Genomic DNA, 12,326 nt, shown 5'->3' with positions numbered 1-12,326 from the left:
TACCGGCGCTGACCTGAGCACCTCCCAAAGGCGCTCGAGCTCACTTTCATCGAGCCGGATTCCATCGTATGCGTTAGCTAGAATCTTTCGATCTGGGAAATGCAAATCTTCAATCAGCAATGGTTCGCCAACAATTTCATAGACCTCCGATGTGACGACAGCGACCGGCCATCGCTGAAGCCTTGTGAGGTAGGCTTCATCGCTCACAAATGCCTTGGTTTCTCCAAAGACGCCCGTGATCCGAAGCAACTCAAGAACGCGCCCCCGCAACTCTGGCGGCGCGTCATCGCCTCCGCCGATAGATATGAGGAAAGGTCGTTCTATCGCTTTCTCCGCCGCTCTTCGAGCAAGCGAAAAATGTCCCTTATCTTTCGCGTTTTCGTCACCATGGGAGCCGAAGCACATAACAGCAGCGCCGGAGCGCCCAAACACCGCTTTCACTCCCATGACCGCGTCTATTGATCCAGCCACATCTTCGACCGTCGGCATAAGCTAGAAGTGCTCCTTTTTCCGACCGCGCAGCATTTTCTTCACCTGATCGATAGTGCGAGGTGGCCTTGTTGAGTGGATGACGGCGTGACAGTTTGGGCAAACCGGTCTGAGATCCCGAACAGGATCCATTGCTGCTCGTTTGCCGACGCTGGCGAGGGGTGTTAGGTGATGAACGTGGATAAGGCCATAGACCTCTGGGCCGTATCGATCCGCCAATGACAGGCCGCAAACTACACAAACAGAGCCGTAGTGCGTGATGCACTTTTCTCTCGCCGCAGGATCACGCTCATATCGATTGATGAGACTCTGAATGGCCGCACCTTCTTCGAATTTCTGATCACCCGGTATTTCCTCCGGGACATTGACTGGGCTTTTTGGACGACCGTCGTAATAAGCAGGTTGAGGCAATCTTTCTTTGAGTCGCTCCGAAAGAAACATGATGAAGCTTGGCGAATGGTCTTTCGTAGTGGTTGTGTGTCGAGGACTACGAGCAGCTATTCGAATCGCAGCCTCGTGCGCTTGAAGCAATGCTTGATATACCGGGGCAACTGCCGAAACTTCGAAATCACAAGTGATACATCCGGGAGCATTCTTGTATGAGTGATAATTGAAACTAAGACGCCGATCAGACCGCAGCTTCTTCGGAACAAGGTCCTTCTTCACCAATTGATGAAACCATCCATCGCCTGCCTGGAGAACTTCGACGAAGCCAACCTTAAGCATTACATCCTTTCGGTTGACACGGAGCCCCCATTTGGATGGATCAGCTTGGTTCGCGACTATAATGGAATGCGCGACCTCTTTTTGAACAGCAGCCAATTCCTTTTCCGTGACAAACTGCCGGAGTATCGCCCTTGTAGCTGCTGGCAGTCGCCGCCTGGAGCCGGATTGTGGTTCTTGCTGAGTGCTCAATTGCGAAGTGGCTGGCAGGTCTACACCGGCGATTAGATCATTTCCTTTTGGCGTTAGTTCAAAGATGCCACGTTTATTCCTGCCGAGCGTCACGCAACCGGCCTCTAGCATCGCCTTCATCACTCCGCGATCCGGATGCATTAGACCACCATCAAGTGGAATTCCGGATCCGTAGAACATCGGCCCTGCGATTTCGATATATGCGCGCAAATACGCTTTGGATCGAGGGCTGTCGAATGGAGGGGCAGGCTTCCTGTTCTCAAGCCACCACGATTCCCGTGCGCCATCAGGATTCGGCGTCTCGCCTGCATGCTTGTTGCTTGATGCGTCCTTGCCATCGAGCATGAGGCAAAAATCATTAAGGATCTTCCTGGCGTCTCGAAAGGTTTTTCTTTTGAGGGTCGGTTGCATATTTCCTCGCGCGACTCTGGGCTTCCGAATCACGCGCCCATATACCCACTAGAGAACAAGCTGATAACATCCTACGGTAGCAGAAATGGAGGATTCGCATGGTTGATATTATGACCGCACTAGCCACTGCTGGGCAGGCATTAAGCTTGCAAACGACCTACGCGGTATCGACAAAGCAATGGACGCTGCCGAGTTTAAGCTCAAAATCGCCGACCTCACTGTAGCCTTATCAGACATCAAGATTGCCCTCGCTGACGCGAAAGAGGAACTCTCGTCAAGGCAATCTGAGATCGACGCCCTAAAAAAGAAGTTCGCTAGAATTGAGGATACCATCGAGCATCACGGCTACAAATATGCCAAGGGTCCAGACGGACAGCCGAGAGGAGCCCCCTTTTGTCCCGTTTGCGAGCAGAAGGAGGGGCTGATGGTTCGCATTGTCGATTTTCGGAGCGTGGAGAACTGTCCGCATTGTAACGGCAAATATACGAATCTCAGATTTTTTGATGAGTAGTGCCCCCTGATGGTTCTGGTGGATCTCGCATCTGTAGTTGGCAGGCGGCCGACGAACGCCCAATTTCCGAATGCATGGTCGAATCCGTTCTTGGCAGGATGCAAAGTCCACTCACGCCGTTCCCCGCGCCGAAATGCCGTAGATCAGCGAGACCGGCTTTTGTAGAGAGACCCATGAATTGGTAGGCAAGACTTGCGCCATGCGTTGCGGTAAATAGCATCCAAGGACACATCGACTCGATACAATTCGCCGTCGAAGACATCGCACTGCCTAGGAATTCTTTAGATGACCAGCATATTGCCTGATCTACTGCGACCGAATCTCTCGGTCGTATTTTGCGGCACAGCGGCTGGCACCGTGTCCGCAGAAGCAGAAGCTTATTACGCCCACCCGCATAACAAATTTTGGAGCATCGTTCATGAGACCGGTCTTACACCAGTCAGATTGAGACCTCACGAATTTCGCAAGCTTCTCGATTTTAAGATAGGTCTAACAGACCTAGTCAAAGATGCTCACGGTAATGATGGAGTAGTACGCAGGGCAACAGCCGCAGACCGTGCTGCTCTGCGTGCAAAGATTGAAACGTTTAAGCCGTCGTTTCTAGCCTTTACGAGCAAGAACGCGGGCAAACAGTTTCTGGAAGGCGAAGTACCGCTCGGCTCACAGGCCCCCATCGGAGGGACAAAAGTCTTTGTACTACCTTCCACGTCTCTTGCCGCTAGATGGCAATGGAGCCAGACGTTCGAGCATTGGCACAGTTTTGCTCAAGAGGTAATCCGCGCTTAGGGACGACGACGACGGGCTTACCCTCCGCGTGTCGCATTCTGGCATAATGATATCAGAATATAGGCCAGCCTTAACCAGCTACTCATTTCGGGAAGGAGCTTCTGAAAAATGCAGGCTCTTAAGCTTGCCAGAACCATAGCGAGGCTTATCAAGCCGAACCTCTACGTTCTTTAAGCGGCCACTCTTCAGATCAGTCTGGAGGGCCCAAAACACGTCTGATGGGAGACAGGCTTTAGAAAAGTCGAGTGTCTGGCTGAGCCTCACGTAGAGCAGTAGCGGCCGCCCCAGAGTGCAGTTATCGTCGCTGGCTCGATATCTTCGATCTGATCGAGAGCGCTTCATGGCCCCTGATGCCAGGATTACTTCCCGACCAGGCGGGTGCGTCGCCACACCACAAGTAATCTCACATAGGCTTGAATTCTCGCTCTAGTTGCTATCTCATCTGGAACCTACAAAAAGGACAGCACGTGGAGTGATCCGACTGCTGAGTTTTTAGCACCTTAGCCTTTTTGAGATCACTGGGTCATGGAGTGGGGAAAGAAGCATGGCTGCACAGCTTGACGCTTTAAACTATCCATATATTCGAGTTCGTAGCGTTGATTGGTTAAAGCGAACACTCCTGATCTTTCCGCACGTTGTGCGGATGACGCCGGACTGGAGAGCTCCCGCAGACGATCCCGAAGTCTCTGCGTTTGGTCACCTCATGGGTGATCGGTATCCATTATTGCGCTCAGCGGATCTGCAATCGCCACACGTTCGAATAGCGCAGTTGGAGCTTGTTGCAGAGTTGCGAAGTCGCTTGGAAAAGGAGGGCGAGAGGTTCCGGGCGCGCTATGGACGGCAGGCCGCCAGTGATCTAGCCGCCAGCCTCATCGGAGAACATCTCACGATTTGGGAGCGGAGACTTTCGCCTCATGCGACCTTCCAGATCCACGCGTACAAGCTGTACGAGGAACTAACTGCTTTCTTACGTCAGGAGAATTTAGTCTGGCACCCAGAGTTTCCTGACGGCCCCGACTACCTTGAAATGCATCCCCATCTTGGCGAGGCTGTAATGGCAACGCTCGCGATGGCATGCGCAGAGAACGAAGGTTTGCAGGTGGTCACAGAGTTTCCTCGACTTCACGGCAAACTGCTAAGCATCCCACGAGACAAAATTCTGACGGCGTGCCTAGATGGCATCAAACCAACAGGCTCTACCTCTGGCCGGGAGATCGCAGAATTTCTCGTCTATCGTTGGTGCAATGTCGATATGCTCAGTGCGGAGAATATCTTGGCACTCAAGGACGAACGTGCAGCGCTTGCCGATTTTCGCGGCAAGCTCGAAGAGCTTGCGACATCCCTCCCGACTACTATCCACAGTGAGAAAGTTCGTCAGGAGCGCCTAGAAGACACTCTCAACGATATGTTCCGGGAATGGGAGAAGCAACAGACGAGCATCGGCCATGCCTCACGGCTGTTCTTCGGTGAGGGTTTCGGTTCGGAGTTTAAGAAGATCGCTGAGAAGTTCGTCGAGGCTGCTACAAAGCCAGAAACTGGAGTTGATACTTTGAAGGGCGCGCTTATCGGCGGTGTTACAGGACACGTCCTTACAGGTATCGGCGCTGGCTTTGCAATTGCGATAGTTTTCCGTGGACTCGAAAGCTGGGGCAAGGCGCGCCACGAGGCGGCGAAAAGCCCGCTTCGATACCTGACCAGATTGCAGGAGCAAGGCGTTAGCTTTTCTATCGGACGCTAACATCCTTCATAGCGAAATTTTCCGGGATTGCACTTGCCGTATCGACGCTTGCCTTGCACCAAGGCGGATGGAGCGACCGTGAAGCGGCAGCCAAACCATAACTTGAGAGGGATCGTGCAGAGCAAGCATTTCTCAGCCAATACGATGGAAGAACGACAGGATATCTTCAACGAATACTTTGATCGCGATCTTGAGCACTATTTCAATTCACGAATTTCGTGCTGCGAGCACTGCTACGACGAATTTTGTCGTGAATGGCCCGGCACCTCGGCACGGGATGAACGGTTTCTCACCTCTGGCATCGAGATCGACTATTTTTTAAGCCAGAGCCGCATTCAGGACGCCTTCTACCCTGAAGAGATCGAGTTCTTTGCCAAAGGACTCAAGTGCCCGAACTGTTACACCGTGCTTGACGGAGTGTTTTACATCTTTGAACACCCATTTGAGGTGAGGGAATTTCATCTCAATTCCATAGCCGAACTCGCACGCACTTCCCCATCTCTTCTTCTGAGCCATCCTTTCGCTGCGAAAATCTTCGAAGTCATCGAGCGAAAAGCTGCTATTGCAGAAACGCTCCCGGCTCAGTCGATATGGTATCGCGGGCGGATGGCTCGCGATGTTCCGGTTTCACCAACGCTTACCCATTTTGGTCCGCCGCCCGCCGCTAAGGTTGCCGAAGGCCGCTATAATAATGCTGGTCACTCGATGCTTTATCTGGCCGATTCCCCTAAAACTGTTCAGAGAGAGATGCGCGCATCCGACCCGATATCCATCGCCGAGATCGAGCTCAATTTCCCCTGCAAGGTGCTGAACTTGATGATCTCCGATGATATTGGAGATGACGATGACGAGGTAATTCAGTGCCTTGCGCGCTCAGCTCTATGCGCAGCCCCGAGACAATCCGAAGGGTGGGATCGACCCGAGTACGTCTTTACGAGGTTTGTCGCCGACTGTGCGCGCCATAACGGCTTCGGAGCGATCAAATACGGGTCCGTGCAATATAGCGAGGGCGTGAATGTGGTTGTGCTCGAACCGCCTGCCAATTTCACTTCGATTGCTCGCCTTATCAAGACCGCTACGATCTCAACTTAAGTCACGAAGCTCCTCCGTCCTTCGCTTTTGTCGCGGTTAGCCAACTACGTGCGCGACTCCCCGTATTGCGTGGGCGAGCGCCGGGTCTTTCACCTCGCTACCTATTCACCACACTTGATTGAGGGCGCGCTTCTGTCAACTCAGGCAGACAAGTCGGCTGCAAACGATAAGCTTTTCATAGTTTTCTTATTATCCGTAAGACGCTAACCCGTAGGTTCTTCGTTCATGCGGGAATCAAGCCCGGCGTTTCGCTCGACGCTCAACCCAAAGACGAGGTGCTAATACGTGAACCGCTTTTGTCTTCTGATCAGGCTCGGCGCGCCTGTAGTACATGGCCGCATGCCGACAGCAAACGCCGCGAATGGGAGAAAGCCGACCTAAACTCGCCGTAGGGTGCTTGAGACAAATTTGGCAATTTGGTCGAGCGCCACCGGATTGAGATAGGTGCGGCTATGATTGAGACCGATTTCGTCCGGACTTTGCTCGCTCCAATCGATATGGATCAGATCGTAATGCCCGTAAGGTAGCGGTTCGACAGAGAAGTCGGTAAAAATTGCTTCCTTTATCGACATCCATCCGAATAGTCGCAACGCAACGGCGCCCACCGTTAAACTGCTAAGCATAAGGAATGAGTAAGCAAAAGATCCGAGAACCAACGCTACAAAGAAAGGCGAGAGGAGTAGCACCAGATACGAAGCGAATTTATCGACAACAGGGTATCCCGTGCCGATGTCCCAACCTCGCCCGACGAAGTCGCCCCACGTCCATGAATGAAATTCGAGACGGATAAGCGTTATGGCAAGAAACCACACGGTGAGAATCACAGCGCTGATCATAAGCAGCACTCGTCCCCATCCTGATTTATTGATTCGCAACAGTTCGCGTGCCGCGAACACTACGACCGCACTTGCTAAGCCAGCTAGGTTGCTCATGCACCAAGAAACAAATTGACTAGCGCTCAATAATGCTGCGGCCTCATCGCCGCTCGCTCGAACGAAAAGAAACGAAGCTTGAGGCAAATTAGCCGTTTGAGTATCCGATATTCTGTTCTTGAAGGCGTCCACTTCGATAGATCGTTTCAGCCACGAAGATCCCCGTGTCCAAACTGCTATGGCAGCCGCGCTTCCAAATAGGAAGCTAAAGCTGATCAGCGATACGGCCACCCCACGTTCCAGCTTAAACTTCCAACAAAAATATCCGACCAAAGCCGTCGTGACAAAGAACAGAATAACTCCTAGAGCCGCCCCTATAGCGCGAGCCAAGGCGGACGCTTGAGGCCGCAAGCGCATTGCAACAAATGGCGTAGAAAGGAAAATACAGCCTTTGATGCTGGGTCGAAGATCAGGAAACGCCTTCAAGAAATAGGCGAGCGCACTTCCGCCGTGACTATGCCCGATCAGAATTATTGGCTCGCCCGGTTCAGAATGAGTAATCTTCTCTGTTAAGCGGGCAATTTCTGCTGAAGCCTTTATGCGATCAACGCCTCGATTCTTGCCGCTCCACTTGACAACTTCAAACTTGGCTAGCTGTCCGCAGTGTGTAGAGATTGCCTCTAACGTTTGGCGGATAGGAGATCCATTTTTGACCCACGAAGCGTGTGTCGCGAAAGTCCCATGCACCAATATGAAAGCTACCATCGTTTCTCGGCTCCGTGCCCCGCTGCCTCATAGAAAGAACGTGGGCAAACAGTTTCTGGGAGGTGCGGTATCCCTCGGCACGCAGTTGCCCGTCGGAGCGACTGGGTCTTCATACTACCTTCCACGTCTCCCGCCTCTAGTAGCAAGGTCTACGCACCCGCCGTTCTTATTGCGTTGGCTGTATGATGTGTGTGCAGAGATTACAGTCGATGTCGCCCTTATCGATGTCATACTGATGGGTGCGCGGGTTATACTGCATCAACGTACACTTTGTGCCCGGCCCGTTATCGAGGCAGGCGTACAGTGGCATTCTTACCTGCTCACTGTGGGACACCTCGTCACGCCGTTGCGACGTTACGTCCGACAGAAATCTACCACGCCGTACAGCCAAGGGCGCTAGCGGCTTCATCACCACCTTCTTGGCTACTTTTCTTGGTTTTCCTTTCTTAACTGGCTTCCTCGTCATGACGGACCTCGCTCACTGTCAATTAGCGCTGCAAACCCGTTCTGATACCGTTTGCGACAGCTGTTCCAATTTCGGACGCAAAATGCGACTGCGACGCAGCCGGTGAGGGACCAGCAACAGTCAGAAGAACAGGCTTGCCGTTCACAAGTCTACTTTGGGTGGTCAGTTCGGTYGGACCGAACGTTACAGTCAGATCATGAATTCGCGTGCGACTAGCGGAGAGAAGCGTCCCTGCCTGGTTCACATCAATGCGCGTCAACTTCCAACCGGGCGAAATGCCGCCAGAAGTTACGACTTCAAATCGTACTTCGTGTGAAAAGACATCATGCCCGAACGGACCATCAGGTTTGTAATGGCTATATCGATTTCGGCCGGTCGCGCTGGCCTGTAGGTTGGCTATTATCCAATCGTACAGTTTCAAATCACTTTGCATCAACATCGGACCGCCCGGCCGTTCAAAGTCGTAGCACCTATCGTAGCTGCGCAAATCTGGAACGGTGAAGAAAAAGTTCATCTTATCGATGCGTGTCGCAGCCGACGACAATGTTGCCAGTCCCGCTAGGTTGAAAACGGCTGATGCAGGAGAAGGCGGCGCCCAATTAGCTGTCGGGTTTGCTTCGCTCTTTTCGTCGAGCTGCAGATTGAGCGTCATCTGCACCCCCCAATTGTCCAAGAACGTATAGCGTGTCCGTTCAGTATGGACTTTTGCTACGGCGTCTCTCAGTTCACACGTTATGTTCGTAACTATGCCACGTATGAATCGGTTTCGGTTCTCAGGACCGCTCGGGAAATCCTCAATATCGGGCACATATGTGCCGCACCCAGCGAGGACGACAAAAAGTGATGCAAGCACAAGCAATCGCATTGCGGACATGAGCTATCTCCGCCAACGAAATCAATGATAGAGGGCGCACATCCCGCCCGACAAGAAAGGCAGGGGCTGATTGAACATTCCCGACTGCGGTGCTCGCAATGAAAAAGTGCTGATGGAATGCTGAATAGTGAGCAACCGTTGCGGTTGCGCAACATTCCCCATGCTACCGATATCGTTTAAACCCGACAGTTAGAGCCCGCGCGGTTGGGCTGATGCGGCGATACCGGCCATCACGCATCCAGATAACAACCTGTCACCCCCCACGCGACGTAACCATCCGGTGAAGCTTACAACTACCCACAAATCCTCCTCCTACCATGGCGTCTAATGCGATGTGGTGAGGCGCGACCACCCTCACCAAATGATCGTATTGCCGGGGGGGGCGGATCGCTGGCGCGGGCGAGATACCCGCCGAGCCGGGCGATCTCGATGAGATAGTGCGAAAGCGTCTTTCCCGCTTTTGGTTTTGTCGCCATCGCGAGCCGCTACCATTTGGCCCCAACGAGCTTGTCGAGCCGCCCTAGCGTTACTTGGTTCTTTTCAAATTGCTCTGATCGCTCCCGAGCCGCTCGACATTAATCGACCAAGGTTGCGACCGAACACAAGCATTCTTCACAGAGGGCACCTGGCCACGCTAAACTCTGGCTCGAAGCTTAAGACAGCCGCACTGCTCAACTCACATTATGGATTTCACAAAAGCCTCAGGCACGAACCTGCATACCGTTGTACCCGGCATCATCATTACCCGGTCATTGTAGATGTCGAAGGTAAGTACTGCCTCCGCCGCGTTTTGAGCTATGTTGAGGGTGATTTCGCCCGTTAGCATCGCGAGTGGCTGTCCGCCAATATCCACTTCCGGAGCAGAAAATAGCATTCTGACGATTTCGACAGCCTGCGCTCCTTTTATCGCGGTTGAAAAAGTCCCGCTTGGACGTTTCGCTTTCAGGGCAATCGACACTACGTCATTCACATCAAATTCGAAATTGGTTGGCGTGATTGCGATTCGAGACACCGATTTATACTCCTCTGCGAGAAGCCCCGGCGATTTTGGAATAGGTGGCGGGGGTTTCGGACCTGGGAATGCAACCTGCCAGACACCCCCCGTAAATCCGATGCCATCATTTCCGCAAGTGGTTAGGCCAGTCCGAGCACGAGCAGGTCTATTCGTAAGGTTGGCCATCCTGTGGAGCAAATCCGCGCCGTCGGCGTCAGCACCCGTATCACAGGAGTAGATAGTCCAAATAGCGAATCCCTTGTCTTTGAGCTGCATAAACAACGACGCCCAATCGAATGCATTCCAAGAATATACGTCAGTTGCTGGATTGTAAGTAGTGGCTTGACCAGATCCTGCCTCGAACATTCCGCTATTTCCGTGAGCGCCGGTATTGAGATTTCCGGTCTGAGCAGCTAACCGCCCAAGGTAATTGTTGATCATTTGCTCGGTTGTACCATGTCGCATGCAGTTCCAAAAATGGGCGGCATCGCAATTCAAGGCACCGTTGTCCGGGCCACTTGAAACCGAGTTGTGCTCGCCTACACCCTGACTGTGAACATCGGCGCTGTTTACGATTTCTGGATAGAACAACTTCATCTCACGCGCCCCCTATCCACACGGATGCCACGTTGCAGGGCCCAGCGAGAAAACTGCCATTGCCACCCTATCGAAATAAATCGAATCTACTATGCGCTGCTTTGATTGCGTAGTGTTCACTCCGCACGACGCGCCAAGGCCGCCTAAGTTGCCATTGTCGAGCCGCGCGCCGTTCTGATCCAATAGATCGATAATCACGGCCGGGTCATCCGAATAGGGGGAATAGTAGTGATAATTCGGATTCCAGGAGATGACGTAGAAAGAGTCCGTCGTGTTGTTTGGATTGAAAACCTTCGACAAGCTAAGTCTGAGCGTGCTTAGCTCGCATAGAACCGCTGCAGAAGTGGAGGTGATCTGCCAGGGATCTACCGCGAATTGAAATTCATGCGTAACGGTCCCAACATTTGGGTTCGTTGGTGTAAACCCACTACGCGTTTCTACATAGCCCGGAGTCGTTCGGTTAATTTGTAACACACTGAACGGTTGGATCGGCTTGCTCTTTTTCTCGACCATGCTTCCTCCTGCTAGGATCGTTTCAGCTACGGGTAATACGAGTAAAATCTCACCCTCTGTTCACGCAAAACCTTAGAAGACGTCGGCTCCTCATCGCCACCGCGAGGCCAGCATGCAGATTGATTGCGTTAAGCTAACAGCGCGGTCAAGCCGAAGGCTATGTCGGTGGACATCGATAGGACTTGCGCGGATTCATTCGGATGAGCGGTCGAAGTAAATTCTAGCGACCCGCGCGGCTTCTGAAAATCACTCGGCAAGTCAGCGAACCTTTTGCCGATTAAGGAGAACAGTGCACCTACAAGCGAGAATAGGCAAAGGTAGATTTTGCTTGGTCTCCCTGTCAAGTTGCAATTAGGAGTAACGGCACCTTCGGCAAGACAATTGCGATGTTTGCACCGCAGCGAGCAGCGGGTTGGCCCGAACTCCGGATTCTCTGCGTGCGCCTTCAATCGGGAATAAGAGGCGAACTCGGCGAGCGTAATCCCCAGATACAGCCGATCAGCAATCTCGGATTTCCCAGAGCGGTCTGGCTAAGCTGGCCGCGCAAACGCTGGCAATTTTTCTGATCGCCGCGGGATGAGCCCACGACCAGCAAAAGCAACGCTAGAGCAGCCTTAAAGGACTTAGCCAAGCGCAACACATCGCGCGCCCCACTGAGGCTCGATGCTACTTCGCCGCTCCTCATGTTTACATTCTTCGCGCTGATTTGCTCCGATAAATCATGCTTGCGCGACCAGGCTTTGTTGATAGAATCTGTTTAAACTCAAGAACGCACGGTTCATGGCGGGCAAGCAGGCAAAAATTTTAGCCGCTGACCAAATCGACAACCTCCTACTGTATGCCAAAACGACTCGGTATCCGCTTCGAGACCGCGTGATCGTCTTGCTTTCTATGAAAGCTGGCCTGCGAGCCGCCGAGATTGCAAACCTCACGTGGGGCATGGTTCTCGATCCGAATGGTAACGTTGGCACTGCTTTGGAGTTGAGAGACAGCGCTGCAAAGAAGGGACATGGCCGAATCATCCCGCTCCATGCCGATCTTCGGGAGGCGCTCTCAGCGCTTCAAGGGACATCCGGGCCTTCACGGCCCGTTGTGCTTTCGGAGCGGGGCAGAAAGATGAAAGCGCGCAGCATCGTCATCTGGTTTAGCCGCGCATATCGCGCCCTCAATCTTGATGGCTGCTCCTCACATTCGGGGCGGAGGACATTTATCACCCGCGCGGCTCGCCTGGTGCACAAGGCTGGTGGGTCCTTGCGCGATGTTCAGTTGCTTGCTGGACATCGCTCGATCCAGACTACGCAGG

At 52.9% G+C, this 12,326-nt stretch carries 11 protein-coding genes; 5 read left to right on the top strand and 6 right to left on the bottom strand.

What is annotated here, in order from left to right:
* The coding region (locus AB4Z51_RS41775; RefSeq protein ID WP_441499490.1) for a hypothetical protein at positions 1 to 489 on the bottom strand (489 nt) is incomplete at its 3' end.
* 3 nt (positions 490 to 492) lie between these two features.
* Positions 493 to 1,815, bottom strand: a complete 1,323-nt coding sequence (locus tag AB4Z51_RS41770) for an HNH endonuclease (RefSeq protein ID WP_441499489.1) — start codon at positions 1,813 to 1,815, stop codon at positions 493 to 495.
* A 178-nt stretch (positions 1,816 to 1,993) separates the two neighbouring features.
* Between AB4Z51_RS41770 and AB4Z51_RS41765 the strand changes: the two genes are divergently transcribed.
* The 4 genes from AB4Z51_RS41765 to AB4Z51_RS41750 all read left to right on the top strand — a co-directional run bounded on the left by AB4Z51_RS41765 (position 1,994) and on the right by AB4Z51_RS41750 (position 5,942).
* Positions 1,994 to 2,326, top strand: coding sequence for a hypothetical protein (locus AB4Z51_RS41765; RefSeq protein WP_441499488.1), 333 nt, complete (start codon positions 1,994 to 1,996; stop codon positions 2,324 to 2,326).
* A gap of 285 nt (positions 2,327 to 2,611) precedes the next feature.
* Positions 2,612 to 3,112 carry a mismatch-specific DNA-glycosylase gene (locus tag AB4Z51_RS41760; protein WP_441499487.1) on the top strand — a complete coding sequence of 167 codons (501 nt, stop codon included), beginning with the start codon at positions 2,612 to 2,614 and terminating at the stop codon, positions 3,110 to 3,112.
* Positions 3,113 to 3,656: 544 nt separating this feature from the next.
* Entirely contained in the window at positions 3,657 to 4,850 is a 1,194-nt protein-coding gene (locus AB4Z51_RS41755; protein WP_441499486.1) for a hypothetical protein, read from the top strand.
* A gap of 114 nt (positions 4,851 to 4,964) precedes the next feature.
* Complete coding sequence (locus AB4Z51_RS41750; RefSeq protein ID WP_441499485.1) at positions 4,965 to 5,942, top strand: RES family NAD+ phosphorylase; 978 nt, start codon at positions 4,965 to 4,967, stop codon at positions 5,940 to 5,942.
* A gap of 377 nt (positions 5,943 to 6,319) precedes the next feature.
* Here AB4Z51_RS41750 and AB4Z51_RS41745 read toward each other — a convergent pair whose 3' ends face one another.
* The 4 genes from AB4Z51_RS41745 to AB4Z51_RS41730 form a co-directional block, all read right to left on the bottom strand.
* The gene (locus AB4Z51_RS41745) at positions 6,320 to 7,579 is read right to left on the bottom strand and encodes a lipase family alpha/beta hydrolase (RefSeq protein ID WP_441499484.1); all 1,260 of its coding nucleotides are present in this window, start codon (positions 7,577 to 7,579) and stop codon (positions 6,320 to 6,322) included.
* Positions 7,580 to 8,067: 488 nt separating this feature from the next.
* Positions 8,068 to 8,697: a hypothetical protein gene (locus AB4Z51_RS41740; protein WP_441499483.1), complete on the bottom strand. Its 630-nt coding sequence runs from the start codon at positions 8,695 to 8,697 to the stop codon at positions 8,068 to 8,070.
* A gap of 898 nt (positions 8,698 to 9,595) precedes the next feature.
* Positions 9,596 to 10,510, bottom strand: a complete 915-nt coding sequence (locus AB4Z51_RS41735) for a hypothetical protein (RefSeq protein WP_441499482.1) — start codon at positions 10,508 to 10,510, stop codon at positions 9,596 to 9,598.
* Positions 10,511 to 10,522: 12 nt separating this feature from the next.
* Entirely contained in the window at positions 10,523 to 11,023 is a 501-nt protein-coding gene (locus tag AB4Z51_RS41730; protein ID WP_441499481.1) for a hypothetical protein, read from the bottom strand.
* A gap of 780 nt (positions 11,024 to 11,803) precedes the next feature.
* Here AB4Z51_RS41730 and AB4Z51_RS41725 point away from each other — a divergent pair.
* Positions 11,804 to 12,326, top strand: a 523-nt coding sequence (locus AB4Z51_RS41725; RefSeq protein ID WP_441499480.1) for a tyrosine-type recombinase/integrase, incomplete at its 3' end; no start/stop codon positions are given.

It is taken from the genome of Bradyrhizobium sp. 2TAF36 (assembly GCF_052114925.1).
GTDB classification, from domain to species: Bacteria; Pseudomonadota; Alphaproteobacteria; order Rhizobiales; family Xanthobacteraceae; genus Bradyrhizobium; species Bradyrhizobium barranii.
The sequence above is the reverse complement of the archived record's forward strand: the minus strand, read 5'-3'. Positions and strand labels throughout refer to the sequence as shown.